This is a genomic window from Corynebacterium sp. zg254 (assembly GCF_024701495.1).
Lineage (GTDB): Bacteria > Actinomycetota > Actinomycetes > Mycobacteriales > Mycobacteriaceae > Corynebacterium > Corynebacterium zhongnanshanii.
Window position 1 is genome coordinate 1 of sequence record NZ_WIAR01000001.1, and the last position, 19,171, is coordinate 19,171.

Sequence of the window (19,171 nt, forward strand, 5' to 3'; positions counted from 1 at the left end):
TGTTTCGAGATGAGGTTTCTTTTGAGGTTCCCTATAGATTATGGGGTTGATAGGCCGGATCTGGAAGCGCTGTGAGGTGTGGAGGTGACCGGTACTAATACACCGAATAAAACACAACCTGTTTTGCAGGGTGTTTACAAAAATGTTTGAGTTGTTGCTCGCGTCTGTTATGCAGTGTCTGGGATGACACGGCACACCCCCTTGGTGGGTGGTGTGTGTTTTCCTTTGTTTGGTTTGTCGGTGGTTTTAGCGATGGGGTCACGCCCGGTCCCTTTCCGAACCCGGAAGCTAAGCCCGTCAGCGCCGATGGTACTGCACCTGGGAGGGTGTGGGAGAGTAGGTCACCGCCGGCTTCAAAAATTTCATAGAGGGAGGGTGGGCGTTATCAATCACATGTTGTGGTTGGTAACGCCCACCCTCCTTTTTCGCTTGCGCGGATAACGTAGCGAAGGGGGTCTGTCGGTTTCTTGACTTACTGTGTGCCTTTGCCGTACAAGCATTCGCAATACAAGTACACAAGCGCTAACATTGAGTCCGCTATTTAATTACACAGGGAAGGCGTCCACACATGGTTGGAGAACACGGCAACGGCCGTTCACATCGAGGCAACTCTCATGGCCGAGGCGGCCGGCCCTCCTCATCCAACGGACGCTCTCACTCCCGCAACTCCGACCGTCAGGACGGACGGAGTTTCGATCGCAATGGTGGTCGCGACGGCCGTCGCGATGGCGGTCGTAACGGCGGACGGAATTCTGAACATCGCGGTGAACGCCGGTTTGAGCGCCGCGACGACCGCAACGGCGGTCGCAGCGGAGGCCGCACATTCGGCAATAAAAACGGCCGGAACTCCGACCGTCAGGGACCTCGGAATAAGGGCGGCTTCACACCGAACCGGGGCGGCGCACGCCGTGATGGTGTGGATCGCGCACGCGCTGCTGGCCCGCAGCGCTCTGGTTACCGTGAAGAGCGCATCGCCAAGCGGATGAACGAGCCCACGATTCCTGAGGACATCAATCCGAAGGACCTGGACCCATCCGTACGCCAGGAGCTGCGCAGCCTGTCGAAGGACAACGCCGACATGGTCGCCAAGCACCTGATCATGACAGCACTGCTGCTGGACAACGAGCCAGAGAAAGCGTTGGAGCACGCTCGCGCTGCAAAGGATCGTGCGGGCCGGGTGGCCGTTGCCCGCGAGACCTGCGGTATTGCCGCCTACCACTGTGGCGAGTGGAAGGAAGCCATCTCCGAGCTCCGTGCCGCGCGCAGGATGTCCGGTGGTCCAGGCCTAGTGTCCGTGCTCGCCGATGCGGAACGTGGGCTCGGCCGCCCTGAGAAGGCCCTCGAGGTCGCCGGCGACGTCACCGTCGCAGACCTCGATGCTGAATCCCAAGTGGAGCTCGCCATCGTGGTGTCCGGTGCTCACCAGGACATGGGCAACCTGAACCAGGCCGTGGAAGCTCTAGTAGGCCAGCTGGACAACCAGGACGCTCCGGAGGTGAGCCGCATGCGCCTGTTTTACGCCTACGCGGACGCCCTGGCCCAGCAAGGCCGCAAGGACGACGCCATCACCTACTTCACGAAGGCCCAGGAGCTGGATACCGAGAAGCTGATGGACGCCGCGGCACGCATCGAGGAATTGAGCTAGCGCTGTGCCTGCTCACCCGCTACTGAAAGATTACGACGCCCTGCTGGTCGATCTTGACGGCACCGTCTTCGAAGGTGGGCGCCCCATCGACGGGGCTGCCGAAGGCCTGGCAGAACACGCCGCGAGGAACCGGGTCATGTACGTGACCAACAATGCCTCCCGATCACCGGAGCAGGTTGCTGAGCATCTCACGCGGCTCGGCTTTCCCACAGAACCCAATTTCGTCCTCACCTCCGCTATGGCGGCCGTAGACCTTGCGGTGGCACATGTGCGCGCTGAGGGAATAGACACCCCCACGGCCTACGTCATCGGGGCTGAGTCCTTTCGGGAGCTTGCACGGACAGCGGGCTTGGGCGTCGTAGATAATGCGGATGGCAACCCGGATGTCGTCCTGCACGGCCACAGCCCCGACAACGGCTGGGCCACGCTCTCAGAGGGAGCATTGGCGATTCGTCGCGGGGCCACCTACATCGCATCTAACTTGGACACCACCCTGCCCTCGGAACGCGGCCTGCTGGTGGGTAACGGCTCGATGGTGGCAGCCGTGGTTAGTGCCACGGGAGTGGCCCCGCAGTCGGCGGGAAAGCCGGAACCTGCGATGTTCGTCAACGCGCAGGAACGGCTGGGCTCAGTGCGGCCGCTGGCGGTGGGGGATCGTTTAGACACGGACATCGCTGGCGGAAACGCTGCGGGCATTGACACGCTGTGCACGCTCACGGGCATTTCGGGACACTGGGACGTGCTAAAGGCACCCGTGTCGCAGCGCCCTACCCACATCGTGGGCTCGCTGCGGGATCACCTGGACGGCTGGTCGGCGGAGCAGGAATCCCTGGTTGATGGAACACATCGGATTGTGATTGCATCCGGCGAGGTGCCCGATGAGAGTGTCAGCGGGGGAGACGCGCTCGACGACCGCGCGGTGGCGCTCATGGCCGCCGAGGCTGTAGCCGTGGCCGCACCCTACGTGTGGTCCTTGCTGGACTCTGGCGTGCCGTGGGAGGCCATCACGTGCGTGCCAGCAACCACGAACGGGGTGGACCCAGATGCTTTCGCCGAGGCTGCAGTGAGCGTGTGGCGATAGGTTTCGTTCCGCGTTGTGTGAGCAAGTAACATAAAGCGCTATGACGCAACCACGCCCAGGACAGGGAGAGGCAACCAGCCCCGCCACGCTCGCAGCGGACGCGGCCCGTCGGCAGCACGAGGCCCAGATGCCTCCGGAGCAGCGGGTCCAGGAGTTGAGCGAGGAGTTGGCACGCGCGGTCGATGAGCTGTTGGCCCGGGACGTCGATGGGGCCGAAGAGGCAGCAGTCTTGGAGCGGGCCCAGAAGGTTGTGAATGACGCGCTTGGCGAGCACGGTCTGGGACGGGGGATTTAGAAGCATGGCGAAGAAGGGGCAGAAACTCCAACGCCTGGATGCGGAGCTGGTGAAGCGAAAGATCGCACGCAGCCGTGAGCACGCTCAAGACATGATCAAAGGCGGACGCGTGAGCGTCAACGGCATGGTTGCCACGAAACCGGCCACGGGCGTGACTGGGGAGGTATCCATCAAGGTCACGGAGAGCGACGACGACCGCTGGGCTAGCCGAGGAGCCCACAAACTGATCGGTGCCCTGGAGGCCTTCGAGCCGCTAGGCCTCAGCGTGAGCAACAAGACCGTACTGGACGCTGGTGCCTCCACCGGAGGTTTTACCGACGTGTGCCTAGATCGCGGAGCCTCCAGGATCGCAGCCGTGGACGTGGGCTATGGGCAGCTGATCTGGAGACTGCAGAACAACCCCAGGGTGGACGTGTTTGACCGGACCAACGTCCGCACCCTCACACCTGAGATTCTGGGCGGGCAGATGGACATGATGGTGGGAGACCTCTCCTTCATCAGCATCGAACTTGTCCTCCCGGCGCTGGCGGAATGCATCACTGAAGGGGGTGACCTGCTGCCCATGGTCAAGCCCCAATTCGAGGTCGGGAAGGACCGCCTGGGTTCCGGAGGGGTGGTACGTAGCCCCGAACTACGTACAGAAGTGACTTTGTCAGTGGCGCGGGCCGCAATGAAGTATGGTTTATCTACGAAGGCTGTTGTGGCCTCGCCCCTGCCCGGGCCAAGCGGGAATGTGGAATATTTCCTGTGGTTGGTGAAAGACGGTGGGTACGAAGCACCAACAGAAGAACAATTGTGCACCATGGTAGAGACCGCTGTGAAGGAGGGACCTCAGTGACAACAGCAGCACCGGACGACCAGCAGGACACTGCGGGTCAGAACCAGTCCGCCCCTGCGAAGCGCGAGGTTCTTCTCGTGGCGCACACGGGAGTGCATGAAAATCTCAGCCTGGCTGCGGAGGCGGCGTCGAAACTCAAAGACGGCGGGATCGATGTGCGCGTCATGGCGACCGCAGACCCGGCCCCCGTGGCACGGCACGAAATCCTCGGCCGCTTCCGTCGCTTCGGGCACACGCGTGAGGCTGCAACCGGAGTGGAAATGGTGCTGGTGCTCGGCGGTGACGGCACGTTCCTGCGCGCCGCGGACATCGCCCACTCGGCCGACGTTCCTGTACTGGGGATCAACATGGGGCACATTGGCTTCCTCGCGGAATGGGAGCAGGAATCCCTCCAGGAGGCCATTGATCGAGTGATCGCCCGCGACTACCGCGTGGAAGACCGCATGACCTTGTCTATCACGGCCCGGGACATGGATGGCCGCGTGCTGGGCACGGGATGGGCTTTGAACGAGTGCTCGGTGGAGAACCTGAACCGCCAGGGTGTGCTGGACACGATCCTGGAGGTTGATGAGCGTCCCGTGTCCTCCTTTGGCTGCGACGGCGTGCTGGTGTCCACGCCGACGGGCTCCACTGCCTATGGTTTCTCGGCGGGTGGCCCGATTCTGTGGCCCGAGCTGGACGCCATCTTGGTGGTCCCGAGTAACGCCCACGCCCTATTTAGCCGCCCGCTGGTCGTGTCACCTAACTCGTCCGTGGCCGTGGAGACGAACCCGTCGACCTCGCCGGCTACGGCCGTGATGGATGGTTTCCGTCAGATTCACATGCCGCCTGGCGCCCGCGTGGAGATTCGCCGTGGTCCGCAGCCCGTGCGGTGGGTGCGCCTGGATCAGGCTCCGTTCACGGACCGTCTGGTGCACAAGTTCCGTCTGCCTGTGACGGGGTGGCGCGGTCCACGTCACTAGGCACGAGAGTCGATAGCAAGGGAGCATCACCATACTTTCTGAACTGCATATCCGGAATCTTGGAGTGATCGAGGAAGCAACCGCGGAGTTCGCCGGTGGCTTCACCGTTCTTACCGGTGAAACGGGTGCCGGTAAGACGATGGTGCTTTCCAGCCTGCGTCTGCTGTCCGGCCACCGCGCGGATGCCTCCCGCGTGCGGGCGGGGAGTGACAAGGCCACAGTGGAGGGCATCTTTGATGTCTCCACGCTGGGGGCCGATCAGGATGTGCAGACTGTTCGCACCATGATCGCCGAGATCGATGGCTTTGCCGACGACGGCGAAGTAATCGCCACCAGAACTGTATCCTCCGCGGGCCGGTCCCGGGCACATTTGGCCGGGAAGACCGTGGCTGCAGGCATGCTGTCCCAGTTCTCCTCAGCCGTGTTGACCATCCACGGTCAGAACGATCAGCTGCGTCTCTTGGATCCCGCGCGCCAGTTGGAAGTGCTGGATGAATTCGCCGGCCACCACGAACTGCTGGGTGAATATCGGGAGGCGCGGCAGAGATGGCTGTTGGCGTCGAAGGATTTAGAACGACGATTGAAGGATCGCCGCGAGCTGGCCCTGGAATCCGAAACATTGCAGCGCGCGATCGGCATCATCGACGACATCGATCCGCAGCCCAACGAAGACGAGGACGTGAAGGCGCAGATTCGGCGGCTGCAGGACGCCGATGACATGCGGCGGAACCTCCAGCAGGCGCTGGCCATGGTGGATGGCAGCGAGGCCGAGGACCCGGAGATGGGCAACGCGCAGGATTTCCTGGCGCAGGCGGCATCCCTCCTGGCGGGGGAGGATGAGGAGCTGCAGGGCCTGGCTGATCGCCTGAACGAGGTGAGTGCGTTGCTCACCGATATTGCCCACGACGCCGGGCGCGCGTTGCTTCATGTTCCCGACCCGGAATCGCTGGAATCCTTGCTGGAACGGCAGCAGAGCCTGCGTGAATTGCGGAAGTTCGCAGTGGACGTCAATGGCGCCCTGGAGTGGAGGAGTCAGGCGCAGGAGCGTTTGGCGGCGATTGATGTCTCCGACGACGTGATCGAGGCGCTGCAGGAGCAGGTCGCGGCGGCGGAGAAGGATATGCTGGCGCTTGCTCAGCGCTTGTCGAAGGGGCGCCAGGCTGCGGCAGCGGAGTTTGGGAAGGCGGTGACCGCAGAGATCACTCGGCTGCATATGTCCTCCACGGTGACGGTGTCCGTGCAGCAGCAGGATCCGGGGGCGTCGGGAATCGATGCAGTGGAGTTTCGCCTGACCCAAGGCGGCCACGAGACAGCCTTGGCATCCAGCGCCTCGGGCGGTGAGCTGTCCCGCATCATGCTGGCGCTGGAGGTCATTTTGGCGCAGGGGACAGCGTCCACGGGTCGGACGATGGTCTTCGACGAAGTGGATGCGGGAGTGGGCGGCAAAGCTGCCGTGGAGATTGGCCAGCGCTTGGCGATGCTGGCGGAGGACAATCAGGTGATTGTGGTGACACACCTGCCCCAGGTGGCGGCGTTTGCAGATACACACTTGTATGTGGCGAAGCAGGCGACGGATTCTTCTGTGTCCTCGACGGTGCGAGCTCTCAGCGACGAGGAGCGTGTGGAGGAGTTGTCGCGGATGCTGGCGGGGCTGGAGTCCGAGACGGGGCGTGCACATGCCGAGGAGCTGATGGAGATGGCTCGGGCACGGCGAGGTATCAGCTAGGTATTGTTTTGGGAGGCAGTCGGCGCGCCTAACGCACCATCAGTCACATCCGTATCACAATGTGATCATGCTATTCTCTCGCTCTGACCTTCCAGGTATTCAGGGTGCAACCCGCGACCTCACTGGCCCAAAGGGGATCAACAAGCGTAAGTTGCACGAAGGTGATATTGCCGTCATCGACCAGCCCGACTTAAGCCGGGCCGATGCGCAAAAACTCATCGATGCCAAGGTAGCTGCGGTGTTTAACTTTGATAAGTTCAGCACCGGGCAAGTGCCTAATTTTGGTCCTCAGATGCTGCTCGATGAGGATATTATCCTGGTTGAAAAAGACGAGGAAAAGCCAGCCAACAAAGTGAAAAACGGCAAGAAAGGCCGGCTGGATAGCGGGGCGCTGTATTACGGCGAGCGCCTGATCGTTCGCGGTGATGAGCTGGACACGGAAACCGCCGCTGACCGATTCGACGAAGCCCGCGAAGCCCTGGGCGATCACATGGTTGCCCTGTCCGGAAACCTCGCTGAGTTCACTCGTTCGGAAGCGCCTCTGCTGGTGGATGGCCTGGGCATTCCCGACGTGGATGTGGACATGGACGACCGGAAGGTTTTGGTGGTTAGTCCCGATGAGGACGTGCAGGAGAAGCTCAAGGACCTGCGCTACTTCTTGAGGGAGTATGAGCCCGTCATCATCGGCGTGGGAACCGCCGCAGACGTGCTGGTGGAGACCGGCCACAAGCCGCAGGTGATCCTGGGAGACCCTGAGTCCTTGGCGACCGACACCCTGCGCAGTGGCGCCACCGTAGTGGTTCCCGCTGGTCCAGATGGGCACGCTCCGGGTCTGGAGCGAATCCAAGATCTGGGTGTGGCAGCCATGACCTTCCCGGCTGCCTCCTCCAACCAGACGGATCTTGCACTGCTGCTGGCGGACTACCACGGTGCGTCCATGGTGGTTCACCTTGGTGAGAATATGGATCTGGATCATGTGTTTGCGCAGTCGCAGGATCCAGAGACGCCGTCGGCGATCATGTCCCGTCTGCGTGTGGGCAGCAAGCTGGTGGACTCCACGGCGGTTGCCGAGTTTTATCGAGTGTCCAAGTCGAGCACTGGGTGGCTGTGGGCTATCCTCGGCATTCTGTTGGCGCTCGGTGTGATTATCGCTATCGCGGGACTATCCGGTGACTCTGGTTTTGTGGATAACTTGATTAATTCATGGAATAGCCTTGCGTTGAATGTCCAGGAGCTGTTTAAGTCATGAGTAAATCTTCAGTGATTGCAGGATTGGGCGTGGGTATTGCGCTGGGCACGGCGTTTGGCTTTTTCGCGCTAGCCCCCAATGTCGAGGGTGGGCCTGCGGGCAATTCCTCGGCGATTCAGCAGGAGCTTAATGCTGAGAAGAAGCGCGCTGATGTGGAGGAATTGCAGTCCAACGCGGCCAATGACCTTCTGAATCAATTCAACGGGGACATTGTGGATGGTTCGCTGGCTGACACGTCCGTTGCTGTGGTCCTTGCTCCTGATGCGGTAGACGCAGATGTTGATGCCCTCAAGAAAGTCCTGGAGAATGCAGGCGCCACGGTGAATGCAACCATCGAACTGACGGACAAGGCCACGTCCACGGACGGTGCGGATTCGTTGAAGTCGCTGGCGTCCAAGTCTTTGCCGTCGGGTGCGACCTTGTCTGAGGATAAGCTCTCCCCAGGAATGCACACGGGCCAGCTGCTCGGAGCGGCGTTGAGCGACAAGACCAGCGAGTCTGATCGCGCTGTGGCGATCGGTGCGTTGGAGAAGGAAGGATTCCTTTCCCACGATGGGGAAGTGAAGGACGCCTCCCTGGTGGTGGTTGTTGCTGGAAACGCGGACAAGGACGACCAGGACGGCAACTACTCCAATACGTTCCTGTCTGACCTGGCCTTGGGCGTTGACTCGTCCACCGATGGCGCCGTACTGGCCGCACGCCCATCCTCGGCGGCGAAGGGCGGTGCCGTGGCACTGGTGCGCGGAAGTCGTGAGCATGTGGAGAACGTCTCCACGGTGGACAACATCAACGCGGACTCTGGCCGTATCAGCGTGATCCACGAGCTGGAGAAGCAGAAGGATAACCAGAGTAAGCACGTAGGAGTGGGGGAGAACGCCTCGGCGCTGACGGCGTAAGCCCTGCACGTCAATCCGACCGCTGCTACGTTAACCCGGCCACCCGAGGCCGACACCAACTCACAGGCGAACGCTGCCGTGGCCAGCCCACTAGTGCAATTCTTTGCACCTGTGTTAGGCTGAAGTCCCGTAGGTATTCACCTGTGGGTTTTGTGTTTTTCGGACACGTTTCCTTTCGACTCCGAAGCGCCACGCGCTGCGAGGAATCCCGAGGAGATTGAACGCGCACAATCCCGCACCTTGACCATGGGGAGCGCATATGGGCAGCAGCCGCCTGGATAAAGACACCAAGTTCATTTTCGTGACAGGCGGGGTTGCCTCCTCGCTGGGTAAGGGCCTCACCGCCGCGTCCCTGGGGCAGCTGCTGAGCGCGCGCGGCCTACGTGTGACCATGCAGAAGCTGGATCCGTATCTGAACGTTGATCCGGGAACCATGAACCCTTTCGAGCACGGTGAGGTGTTCGTCACGGAGGACGGCGCGGAGACGGATCTGGACCTGGGCCACTACGAGCGTTTCTTGGACCGTAACCTGTCCGCCGCGGGCAATGTGACCACCGGCAAGGTGTACTCCAATGTCATCGCCAAGGAGCGCCGCGGCGAGTACTTGGGCAAGACCGTCCAGGTCATCCCCCACATTACGGACGAAATCAAGGAATCTGTTCTGGCGATGGCTAAGCCCGACGCCGACGGTGTGGTGCCTGATGTGGTGATCTCTGAAATTGGCGGCACGGTGGGTGACATCGAGTCCCAGCCGTTTTTGGAGGCAGCACGTCAGGTCCGCCACGCGGTGGGACGGGACAACATTGTGTTCATCCACGTGTCCTTGGTGCCGTACCTGGCTCCGTCCGGTGAGCTGAAGACGAAGCCCACGCAGCACTCCATCGCTGAGCTTCGCTCCATCGGTATTGTGCCGGATGCGATTGTTCTTCGCGCTGACCGTGAGGTTCCGCTGCCGATGAAGAAGAAGATCGCTCTGATGAGCGATGTGGAGCTGGAAGGCGTGGTGAGCTGCCCAGACGCGCCGAGCATTTACGACATTCCTAAGGTGCTGCACTCCCAGCATCTGGATACCTATGTCATCCGACGCCTGAACTTGCCATTCCGTGACGTGGATTGGAGCACGTGGGGCCAGCTGTTGGATAGCGTCCACAACCCGCAGGGTGAGGTGACCATCGGCATCGTGGGCAAGTACATCGACCTGCCTGATGCGTATCTGTCGGTCGCAGAGGCAGTGCGCGCTGGCGGCTTCGGCGCGGGCGTGAAGGCTCACGTGAAGTGGATTACGTCGGATGATTGCGAAAACGGCCAGGCTGCCGAGGCCCTGGCGGGCGTGGACGGCATCGTCATCCCCGGTGGCTTCGGTGTCCGTGGCATCGAGGGCAAGATCGCCGCGATTCGCTATGCTCGCGAAACCGGCCTGCCGACCTTGGGAATCTGCCTGGGTCTGCAGTGCATCGTGATTGAAGCAGCGCGCACCGCGGGTCTGGAGGATGCGTCCTCCACGGAGTTCGATCCAGAGGCTTCCACCCCGGTGATCTCCACGATGGAGGAGCAGCAGGCGGCCGTAGCAGGTGATGCGGATCTGGGCGGCACGATGCGTTTGGGCGCCTACCCGGCAACGCTGCAGGAAGGCTCCGTGGTCGCTGGGCTCTATGGCACCACCGAGGTCAGCGAGCGTCACCGTCATCGCTTCGAGGTTAACAACGCTTACCGGGAGCAGATCACCGAGGGCTCTCAGCTGCAGTTCTCCGGCACGTCTCCGGACGGCACCCTGGTGGAGTTCGTGGAGTACCCGAAGGATGTGCACCCATACTTTGTGGCGACGCAAGCTCACCCAGAGTACAAGTCCCGTCCAACCCGTTCCCACCCGCTGTTCCAGGGTCTGATTGACGCTGCCTTGGAGCGCCGCTCTCAGTAGCATGCCCGTCCGCGAGGTTGTCCGTCAGCGAGGAAGCGCGCTAGGCAGGCGGTCTGCCCGCTACACTGGTGAGCATGACTTCTGACTCACAACCCCACTCGGATTCCCAGCCTCTCTACGAGGTCAAGGAGTCCGAGTTACTCGTTGATGCGCCCATTATCGCCCTGCGACGGGATACGATTTCCACCGCCACAGGGGATGCGGTCCGGGAGGTTGTCGAGCACTTTGGCGCGGTGGCTGTGGTTGCCGTGAAGGACGGGTGCGTCCAGCTCATTCGCCAGTACCGCCACGCCGTGGGCGAATATCTGTGGGAGCTGCCCGCGGGCATCCTGGACAAGGTGGGGGAGAATCCCCTAGTGGCGGCGCAGCGGGAGTTGGCGGAGGAAGCACAGCTGAAGGCTGAGTCCTGGCATCTCCTGGGTGACGTGGTGACGTCACCGGGCTTCGCGGAGGAACGCGTGAGGATCTTCCTCGCCGAAGATGTCTCCGAGCTCAGCGAGCAGGACCAGGACGAGTTGGGGTTGGAAACGCAAACGGGTGAGGAGGCGGATCTGGACGTCTGCTGGCTGCCGGTCGAGGAGGCCGTGCAGTGGGTGCAGGAGGGCAAGATCATCAACTCCATCGCCGTGGCGGGTATCGCCCACCTCGCGCTGGGTACCCGCCGGAGCACGAACGAGCCGTTCACACACGTGTCTGGCCTGAAGAACCGCCGGGAGAACTCCGAGGGAGTGGAACCAGGCACCGACATGAAGAGCGTGCGCTAGGCATGTCTGCCGCCGAGGATAACCAACGCATCGCCACGAGGTGGTTTCGTCATCTGAAGACGGAGCGTCATCTTTCGGCGCACACGGTGGATAACTACCAGCGGGATATTCGTCGCTATGTGCAGTGGTTGGGGGATCGTGCGCTGAAGGATGTGCGTACGGACGAGGTGGAGCAGTTCGTGACGTGGTTGCGTACTGATGCGGGCACGGGCCGGGGGCTGGCGAAGTCGTCCGTGGCCCGTACCTTGGCGGCTGTGCGCGGGCTGCATAATTTTTGCCAGTCGGAGAGATACGTGGACCTGGATGTCACGGCGGACGTGCCGGTGCCGTCCTTGCCCCGGCCGATTCCGAAGGCGTTGAGCGTGGCCCAGGTGGAGGCGTTGTTGGACGCGATACCGTCAGGGGATTCAGCCTCTGCCCTTGACTTGAGGGATAAAGCCCTGGTGGAGATGCTGTATTCTACTGGTGCGCGCATTTCGGAGCTGATGGATCTGGACGTGGATGATCTGGATCGCGACCTCAATATCGTGCTCGTGCGGGGTAAAGGCGGCAAGGAAAGGATCGTGCCCGTGGGAATCCCTGCCCTTCATGCGATCGACGCCTACCTCACGCGCGCCCGGCCCGCGTTAAATACCACGGGCTCACCTGCGCTGTTCCTGAACAATCGCGGCCGGAGGATGGGGCGCCAGTCTGGTTTCAAGGCGGTGTCCCAGGCGGCTGAGGCCGCGGGCATCGGTCCTGTGTCCCCGCACAGCCTGCGGCACTCGTTTGCCACGCACCTTCTGGAGGGCGGCGCGGATGTCCGTGTGGTGCAGGAGCTGTTGGGTCACGCCAGTGTGGTGACCACGCAAATCTATACCAAGGTCACGCCTGATCACTTGAGGCAAGTGTGGATAGAATCTCACCCACGGGCGTAGGGCTGCTAATCTTAAGGATGTAATTCTCGACGGAAAGGGCTGCACGCAGTGTCACAACCAGACGCATTGTTCGATAAGCCCGAACAAAACATCGGCTTGACTGGCCGTCCCATGGCGGAGCTGCCAGATCCCGCGCCGTTGTCTTCGCACGGGCCGGCCAGCATCATCTCCATGTGCAATCAAAAGGGCGGGGTGGGAAAGACCACGTCTACGATCAACATGGGTGCGGCTCTCGCCGCGTTCGGGCGCAAGGTGCTCCTTGTGGACTTGGACCCGCAGGGTGCGCTCTCGGCCGGGCTGGGTATTCAGCATGATGAGCTGGATATCACCGTGTATAACTTGCTGGTCGATTCCGGCTCCTCCATCCTGGACGCTATACATAAAAGTCCAGTCGATAACCTTGACGTTGTTCCTGCGAACATCGACCTGTCCGCCGCGGAGATTCAGCTAGTGAACGAGGTGGGCCGCGAGCAGGCCTTGGCTCGCGCCCTGCGTCCGGTGGCAAAGGACTATGACTTCATCATCATCGACTGCCAGCCCTCCCTGGGGCTGCTGACCGTCAACGCCCTGTCCTGTTCCGATTCGGTCATCATCCCCGTGGAATCCGAGTACTTCTCTCTGCGCGGTCTGGCGCTTCTGATGGACACGGTGGATAAAGTGCGGGATCGCCTGAACTTCCGCCTGGAAGTGCTGGGCATTCTGGTCACGATGTTCGACCGCCGCACACTACATTCGCGGGAAGTGATGGAGCGTCTGGTGGAGGCCTTCGGGGATAAGGTGTTTGATTCGGTCATCACCCGCACCGTCCGCTTCCCAGAGACGTCCGTGGCCGGAGAGCCCATCAACACGTGGGCCCCGAAATCCTCGGGCGCCATCCAGTACCGCAATCTAGCTGCAGAAGTCATCAAGAGAGTCGCAGAACAGGCCTAACGTGACCAGCCCTCATCCGCCGAACTCCAGCGTGGTGGAGCAGTCGCCCGCCGCACCGGAGCCTGTGCAGCCCGAGATCACAGGCTTCCGTGTGGCCTTGGCTAATTTCGATGGGCCGTTCGATCTGCTCCTGCAGCTGATTAACTCCCACAAGCTGGACATCACGGAGGTGGCCCTGGCCACCGTCACGGATGAGTTCATTGCTTACACCCGGACGTTGTCCAAGTCCGCCGAGGATCTGGACGAGGTCACCGAGTTTTTGGTGGTGGCTTCCACGCTGTTGGATCTGAAGGCCGCCCGCTTGGTTCCGCGTGGCGAGGTGGAGGACGAAGAGGATCTGGCTCTGTTGGAGTCCCGCGACCTCCTGTTCGCCCGCCTGCTGCAGTACAAGGCCTACAAGGCGGTGGCGGACATGTTCGCCCAATGGCAGCGGGATGCGGCGCGCCGGTTCCCCGTCGCCTTGGCGTTGGAGGAACGTTTCACGTCCCTGCTTCCTCCCGTGAAGCTGGGGCACACCCCGGAGAGCTTTGCGGAGCTTGCCGCAGCGGTCTTCCGCCCGGCGAAGACAGAGGTGGATACCGGGCACATCCACCAGGTGGCGGTGAGTGTGCCGGAGCAGGCCGGCCGCATCTTGGACACCCTGAAGATTGCCGGTGCCGATACGTGGGTGAGCTTCGGGTCGCTCATCGCGGATTGCGACCTGAATATGACGATTGTGGGGCGCTTCCTGGCGCTGTTGGAGCTTTACAAGGCCCGCGCGATCGGCATTGAACAGCCCGAGCCTTTGGAAGAGATGTCCGTGGCGTGGACGGGCTTGGACGTGGACCCGGCTGTGGTCGCGGCGTCCAACTGGAACTAGGTACAGCAGAGTCGACACAACGGAAGAAGGATCAGCGTGAACCACTCCAACGGCAACCAGCCCGACGGCAACATTCTGCCCCCGGTATCCGTGGTGCGCAGCCGCGTGGAATCCTTGCTGCTCATCAGCGATGAGCCGGTGCAGCCCGAAGATCTCGCGCGAGTGCTGAACGCAGAACACCCCGATACCCCTGAGACGACCACCTCTGCCAGCGACGTTACCGCCGACGATGTCCGCGAGGTGCTGCGGGAGATTGCCATGGAATTCGACGCCCGCGGTTCTGGATTCGAACTGCGCGAGCAGGAAGACGGCTGGCGTTTGTACACTCGCCGCGCCAACGCCCCCGTGGTGGAGGCCAAGGTGTTGGACGGCTCGCAGCAACGCCTGTCCCGAGCCGCGTTGGAAACCTTGGCTGTGATTGCCTACCGCCAACCGGTGACCCGTGCCCAGGTCTCGGCTGTGCGCGGTGTGAACTGTGATGGTGTGATCCGCACGCTGACCGTGCGCGGCCTCATCGCCGAGGAGGCCGAAGAGACCGGTGCAGGGGGCGCGCACCTGTACTCCACCACCCCCTTGTTCTTAGAGCAGTTGGGGCTCAGCTCCTTGGATGAACTTCCTGACCTTGCGCCGCTGCTGCCCGAGGTCGATGCGATCGAAGAGTAGAACCGTCAGTGTGGGGTCAGTCGAGTAGAATGACCACGTAACAATGCGTTAGGCTTGAGAACTTCACCTCATCAGGTCTACACACCCAGGAGAATGAACATTCTCCACAAAGATGAATAGGAACATTCCTTGAATACACCCGCTCGCCGAGATGGCACACCGGACAAGAAAAAGGGACGCAAGAAGCCTGCCCGCCCGCAACGCAGCGGCGCCCGCCGCACCCACCGCGGACAGGATAAGCCCTTAAGCCGCGCACAGCGGCAAAGCCAGGAGATGAAAGCCGCACACGCCGCCGCCATGGCAGCGCAGCGCGCCCAGGATGAGGCCGCCGCGGTGTATGTCTCCAACGCGAAGCCAGCCAAGCGTCAGCACATCACGGACGAGGAACGCCGTGCAGCGTTGGCGTCGAATAAAAATAAGGACAGCCAGAACCTGGTACGCCTGCAGAAAGTCCTGGCCAGCGCGGGCGTGGCGTCCCGGCGCATGAGTGAGAAGCTCATCGCCATGGGGCGCGTGGAGGTCAACGGAGAGATCGTGCAGCAAATGGGCCTGCGGATCGACCCGCACACGGACATCGTGCGCGTGGACGGAACTCGCGTGCAGGTCAACGACCAGATGGTGTACTTCATCCTCAACAAGCCTCGCGGCGTCCACTCCACCATGAGCGATGAACTGGGCCGGCCCTGTGTGGGTGACTTCATCACGGAGCGTCTGGAGCAAGGCCAGGGACTGTTCCACGTGGGGCGTCTGGACGCAGAGACCGAAGGGCTGCTGCTGCTGACCAACGACGGCGAACTGGCTAACCGCCTGATGCACCCCAGCTACCAGGTCACCAAAACCTACATGGCGACCGTGCTGGGCGAGGTCAACCGCGGAATCATCCGTGAGCTGAAGGACGGCGTGGAGCTCGAAGACGGCATCGCTCGCGCCGATGACGTGCAGATCGTGGACGTGTGGCAAGGAAAGTCGCTGCTGCGTGTGGAACTGCACGAAGGCCGCAAGCACATTGTGCGCCGCATGCTCAAAGAACTGGGATACCCCGTTCAGGCCCTGGTGCGCACGAAGATTCACACCGTGCAGCTGGGCGATCAGAAACCAGGTTCGGTGCGCGCCATGAACGCCAGCGAACTCGCAAGCTTGTACAAGGTCGTTGGACTGTAACAGGTCGACAGGAAAGCACGAGAGTAACACTATGACTGATCACAACAATCAGGCCCCTCACGGCCTCGCGGATGTCGACAACGTGGTCGGCGGTGGTTTCATCATCGCAGTCGACGGCCCGTCCGGAACCGGAAAGTCCACAGTCTGCCGGCGGGTGGCCGAAGCGGCGGAGGCACGCTACCTGGATACTGGCGCAATGTACCGCGTCGCGACGCTCCACGTCCTGCGCGCCGGGATCGACGTGGACGACCCCACGCAGACCAACGCCATCATCGACGCTACGGCGGACCTGCCCCTGGAGATCAACGAGGACCCCCGCAGCACCGAGGTCATTCTGGACGGCGAGGACGTCTCCGGAGAGATCCGTGGTCCGCAGGTAACCGCCGCCGTGTCTGCCGTCTCCGCTATCCCCGAGGTGCGAGAGAATCTGGTGGAGCTGCAGCGATCCCTGGCGACGAAGGCCGGCCGCTGCGTGGTGGAGGGCCGGGACATCGGCACCGTGGTACTGCAGGATGCGCCACTGAAGGTGTTCATGACCGCCTCCGCGGAGACCCGCGCCCAGCGCCGCTACGACCAGGACGTGGCTGCCGGACGTGATTCTGATTTCGACGCCGTGCTCGCCGACGTCATCCGCCGCGACGAGGCGGATTCCTCCCGCGCTGTGTCCCCTCTGCGGGCGGCTGACGATGCCGTGCTGATCGACACCACGGAGATGGACATCGACGATGTGGTGAACCGGATCGCGGAGCTGGCGCGCGACAGCGCCGTGGAGGCCGCCACGGACACTGAGGGTGCGGACGACGACCTGGTGTTCCGCACCGCCGATGGCACCGTCATCGGCGACGACGTAGATCTCGTCGCGGAAGACTCCGACGGTGAGTTCGCGGATGACATCGCCAGTGACGCGGCGGGTGGCGTCGAATGGGATGATCAGGCGATACTGGCCGAGGACGAGGATTTCCCCGAGTTCATCGACGCGGACGACTTCGATCTGCTCACCGCCGACGGCCAAGAGACCGACTGGGACGCTGTGGAGGAAGCCTTCGGCTCCCTCGGCGAAGACGTGGCCGAGCATGAGTCCCTGTGCACCGTGGCCATTGTGGGACGGCCGAACGTGGGTAAGTCCACCCTGGTGAACCGCTTCATCGGCCGCCGCGAGGCCGTGGTGGAGGACTTCCCGGGCGTGACCCGCGACCGCATTTCCTACCTGGGAGAATGGACCGGCCAGCGTTTCTGGGTTCAGGACACCGGCGGCTGGGATCCCGATGCCAAGGGCATTCACGGCGCGATTGCCCGACAGGCTGAAACAGCCATGGAGACCGCCGACGTGATCGTGTTCGTGGTCGACACGAAGGTGGGTATCACCTCCACCGATGAGGTCATCGCCCGCAAACTTCAGCGCTCCACGGTGCCGGTCATCCTGGTCGCCAACAAGTTTGACTCTGACAACCAATACGGAGACATGGCCGAGTTCTGGTCCCTAGGCCTCGGGGATCCGTACCCGGTCTCCGCGCAGCACGGGCGCGGCGCGGCCGACGTGCTGGACCTCGTTCTGAAGTCCTTCCCGGAGGAACCACGGCAGACCTCCATCGTGTCCGGTCCGCGCCGCGTGGCACTGGTGGGCCGGCCGAATGTAGGCAAGTCCTCCTTGCTCAACAAGATCACCGGCGAGGAACGCTCCGTAGTGGACAACGTGGCCGGTACCACCGTGGATCCCGTGGACTCCATCGTGGAGCTGGAACAGCGCACCTGGCGATTTGTCGACACTGCGGGTATCCGCAAGAAGACCAAGACCGCCCGCGGCCACGAGTTCTACGCCTCCCTGCGCACCCGCGCGGCGATTGATTCCGCCGAGGTGGCCATTTTCCTGGTGGACGCCTCCGAGCCCATCGCCGAGCAGGACCAGCGCGTGCTGCGCATGATCCTAGACTCCGGCCGTGCGCTGGTGGTGGCATACAACAAGTGGGACCTGGTGGACGAGGACCGCCGGGACCTGCTGGAACGCGAAATCGAGCTGCAGCTGGCGCATGTTCCATGGGCACGCCGTGTGAACATCTCCGCGAAGACGGGCCGCGCGTTGCAGCGCCTGGAGCCTGCCATGATTGAGGCGCTGGACAGCTGGGATCAGCGCATCTCTACCGGCCAACTGAACACCTGGCTGCGGACCGTGATTGCGGAAACTCCACCTCCGATGCGCGGCGGACGTCTGCCTCGCGTTCTGTTTGCTACCCAGGCATCCACCAAGCCGCCGGTGATCGTGCTGTTCACCACCGGCTTCCTGGAGCACGGCTACCGCCGCTTCCTGGAGCGCAAGCTGCGTGAAACCTTCGGTTTCCAGGGCTCGCCGGTGCGGGTGGCTGTGCGCGTACGCGAAAAGAAGCAGCGCAAGCGCTAGCGGTCACGCACGCGCTTGCGGTCGCGTGCACCGCTAGTGCAGGATCAGCAGCCAGATGCCGATGTGGTGAAGGAGCGCGGCGATGATCGTCGCCGCGTGGAACACCTCATGGAAGCCGAACCACCTCTCGGAGGGGTTCGGCCATCTTTTTGCGTAAATGATGGCACCCACGCTGTAGACAAGACCACCGGCCACAAACAGGGCGCTCACGGCCACGCCAAGCGCCTGGTAGTACCCAAGAGCTGCGATCGCAGCCAGCCAGCCGAGGGAAAGATACACTGCGGCGTCGAGCCATCGAGGATGGTTGATCCAGACCACGTTGAGGATCACTGCGGCCAGAGCGGCCACCCAGCTGACCCCCAGGATCCATGTTCCACCCCAGGATAAGAAGCCGTCGATGGCCCAGAAGCGATCCCCGTAGGCGGCGACAGTGACCGGCCCGTAGGTGCCGGCGATGAACACGGCGATCATGGCGTGGTCGGCTCGCCGCCACACGTTAACGGCGGTGGTGCTGCGCCACGGTGCGCGGTGATACACGGCGCTGACCAGCAGCATTCCCACCAGGCAGAAGGAGTATAGGACGGTGACGAAGCTTAACCAGCTCAGACCGTTGTAGGCGAATGTCACGGCGCTTAAAGCCGTGGACGCTCCGCCGAAGTACCACGCCGCCGCGCTGTGCAGCCGCCCGCGCATAAATGGGCGGGGTCCGCGGTCGACGACGGGGCGTGGTGTGGCACTCGATGTGAGAGTGACTGTGTGACTAGACATGGGCTCAACTTTAGGCCTCCGCATTGTTTTTGTCAGAAAAACGCACGCGGTGTGCCGTGTGACACTGGTCAAGTCTCGATCACATCAGCACGGCGTCACTCAAC

At 62.3% G+C, this 19,171-nt stretch carries 17 protein-coding genes and 2 rRNA genes; 18 read left to right on the forward strand and 1 reads right to left on the reverse strand.

Features of this window, described 5'->3' with window-relative positions; genetic code table 11:
* The 18 genes from GC425_RS00005 to der all read left to right on the forward strand — a co-directional run.
* Positions 1-119 (forward strand): 23S ribosomal RNA (locus GC425_RS00005); the annotation flags it as partial.
* A gap of 117 nt (positions 120-236) precedes the next feature.
* Positions 237-353: ribosomal RNA gene (gene rrf / locus GC425_RS00010) — 5S ribosomal RNA — on the forward strand.
* Positions 354-568: 215 nt separating this feature from the next.
* Positions 569-1,645, forward strand: coding sequence for a lipopolysaccharide assembly protein LapB (locus tag GC425_RS00015; protein WP_151844224.1), 1,077 nt, complete (start codon positions 569-571; stop codon positions 1,643-1,645).
* A 4-nt stretch (positions 1,646-1,649) separates the two neighbouring features.
* Positions 1,650-2,726 (forward strand): HAD-IIA family hydrolase, encoded by a 1,077-nt coding sequence (locus GC425_RS00020; protein WP_151844223.1) that lies wholly within the window; start codon positions 1,650-1,652, stop codon positions 2,724-2,726.
* Positions 2,727-2,766: 40 nt separating this feature from the next.
* Complete coding sequence (locus tag GC425_RS00025; protein ID WP_151844222.1) at positions 2,767-3,021, forward strand: hypothetical protein; 255 nt, start codon at positions 2,767-2,769, stop codon at positions 3,019-3,021.
* A gap of 4 nt (positions 3,022-3,025) precedes the next feature.
* Positions 3,026-3,859: a TlyA family RNA methyltransferase gene (locus tag GC425_RS00030; RefSeq protein ID WP_151844221.1), complete on the forward strand. Its 834-nt coding sequence runs from the start codon at positions 3,026-3,028 to the stop codon at positions 3,857-3,859.
* Positions 3,856-4,821, forward strand: coding sequence for an NAD kinase (locus tag GC425_RS00035; protein ID WP_151841440.1), 966 nt, complete (start codon positions 3,856-3,858; stop codon positions 4,819-4,821). Before GC425_RS00030 ends, GC425_RS00035 begins: the two co-directional genes overlap by 4 nt.
* Before the next feature lie 31 nt (positions 4,822-4,852).
* Positions 4,853-6,547 (forward strand): DNA repair protein RecN, encoded by a 1,695-nt coding sequence (recN, locus tag GC425_RS00040; protein WP_151844220.1) that lies wholly within the window; start codon positions 4,853-4,855, stop codon positions 6,545-6,547.
* Between the two features lie 67 nt (positions 6,548-6,614).
* Positions 6,615-7,796, forward strand: coding sequence for a putative cytokinetic ring protein SteA (steA, locus tag GC425_RS00045; protein ID WP_151844219.1), 1,182 nt, complete (start codon positions 6,615-6,617; stop codon positions 7,794-7,796).
* Positions 7,793-8,692, forward strand: a complete 900-nt coding sequence (locus GC425_RS00050; protein ID WP_151841443.1) for a copper transporter — start codon at positions 7,793-7,795, stop codon at positions 8,690-8,692. The genes steA and GC425_RS00050 overlap by 4 nt, the downstream gene beginning before the upstream one ends.
* A gap of 259 nt (positions 8,693-8,951) precedes the next feature.
* A complete protein-coding gene (locus tag GC425_RS00055; RefSeq protein ID WP_151844218.1) occupies positions 8,952-10,610 on the forward strand; it encodes a CTP synthase in 1,659 nt (552 codons plus the stop codon).
* A 74-nt stretch (positions 10,611-10,684) separates the two neighbouring features.
* Positions 10,685-11,374 (forward strand): NUDIX hydrolase, encoded by a 690-nt coding sequence (locus tag GC425_RS00060; protein ID WP_151844217.1) that lies wholly within the window; start codon positions 10,685-10,687, stop codon positions 11,372-11,374.
* A gap of 2 nt (positions 11,375-11,376) precedes the next feature.
* Positions 11,377-12,291, forward strand: a complete 915-nt coding sequence (locus GC425_RS00065) for a site-specific tyrosine recombinase XerD (RefSeq protein ID WP_151844216.1) — start codon at positions 11,377-11,379, stop codon at positions 12,289-12,291.
* Positions 12,292-12,402: 111 nt separating this feature from the next.
* On the forward strand, positions 12,403-13,221 hold the full coding sequence (locus GC425_RS00070) for a ParA family protein (RefSeq protein WP_187767981.1): 819 nt from the start codon (positions 12,403-12,405) through the stop codon (positions 13,219-13,221).
* Positions 13,222-13,255: 34 nt separating this feature from the next.
* Positions 13,256-14,080: a ScpA family protein gene (locus GC425_RS00075; protein WP_374707630.1), complete on the forward strand. Its 825-nt coding sequence runs from the start codon at positions 13,256-13,258 to the stop codon at positions 14,078-14,080.
* 36 nt (positions 14,081-14,116) lie between these two features.
* Positions 14,117-14,743: an SMC-Scp complex subunit ScpB gene (scpB, locus tag GC425_RS00080; RefSeq protein ID WP_231699716.1), complete on the forward strand. Its 627-nt coding sequence runs from the start codon at positions 14,117-14,119 to the stop codon at positions 14,741-14,743.
* Positions 14,744-14,872: 129 nt separating this feature from the next.
* Positions 14,873-15,904 carry a pseudouridine synthase gene (locus GC425_RS00085; protein ID WP_374707616.1) on the forward strand — a complete coding sequence of 344 codons (1,032 nt, stop codon included), beginning with the start codon at positions 14,873-14,875 and terminating at the stop codon, positions 15,902-15,904.
* Between the two features lie 31 nt (positions 15,905-15,935).
* Complete coding sequence (gene der, locus GC425_RS00090) at positions 15,936-18,299, forward strand: bifunctional cytidylate kinase/GTPase Der (protein ID WP_151844215.1); 2,364 nt, start codon at positions 15,936-15,938, stop codon at positions 18,297-18,299.
* Positions 18,300-18,332: 33 nt separating this feature from the next.
* Here the strand turns inward: der and GC425_RS00095 are convergent, their stop codons facing one another.
* Positions 18,333-19,067 carry a hemolysin III family protein gene (locus tag GC425_RS00095; RefSeq protein ID WP_231699715.1) on the reverse strand — a complete coding sequence of 245 codons (735 nt, stop codon included), beginning with the start codon at positions 19,065-19,067 and terminating at the stop codon, positions 18,333-18,335.
* Between the last annotated feature and the right edge of the window lie 104 nt (positions 19,068-19,171).

Excerpts from the sequence above, each read along its gene's own strand:
- GC425_RS00070 (WP_187767981.1), top strand. The coding sequence starts at position 12,403 with ATGGCGGAGCTGCCAGATCCCGCGCCGTTGTCTTCGCACGGGCCGGCC.
- GC425_RS00015 (WP_151844224.1), top strand. The coding sequence starts at position 569 with ATGGTTGGAGAACACGGCAACGGCCGTTCACATCGAGGCAACTCTCAT.
- steA (WP_151844219.1), top strand. The coding sequence starts at position 6,615 with ATGCTATTCTCTCGCTCTGACCTTCCAGGTATTCAGGGTGCAACCCGC.
- der (WP_151844215.1), top strand. The coding sequence starts at position 15,936 with ATGACTGATCACAACAATCAGGCCCCTCACGGCCTCGCGGATGTCGAC.
- GC425_RS00030 (WP_151844221.1), top strand. The coding sequence starts at position 3,026 with ATGGCGAAGAAGGGGCAGAAACTCCAACGCCTGGATGCGGAGCTGGTG.
- GC425_RS00060 (WP_151844217.1), top strand. The coding sequence starts at position 10,685 with ATGACTTCTGACTCACAACCCCACTCGGATTCCCAGCCTCTCTACGAG.
- GC425_RS00050 (WP_151841443.1), top strand. The coding sequence starts at position 7,793 with ATGAGTAAATCTTCAGTGATTGCAGGATTGGGCGTGGGTATTGCGCTG.
- GC425_RS00025 (WP_151844222.1), top strand. The coding sequence starts at position 2,767 with ATGACGCAACCACGCCCAGGACAGGGAGAGGCAACCAGCCCCGCCACG.
- GC425_RS00065 (WP_151844216.1), top strand. The coding sequence starts at position 11,377 with ATGTCTGCCGCCGAGGATAACCAACGCATCGCCACGAGGTGGTTTCGT.
- GC425_RS00095 (WP_231699715.1), bottom strand. The coding sequence starts at position 19,067 with ATGTCTAGTCACACAGTCACTCTCACATCGAGTGCCACACCACGCCCC.
- GC425_RS00055 (WP_151844218.1), top strand. The coding sequence starts at position 8,952 with ATGGGCAGCAGCCGCCTGGATAAAGACACCAAGTTCATTTTCGTGACA.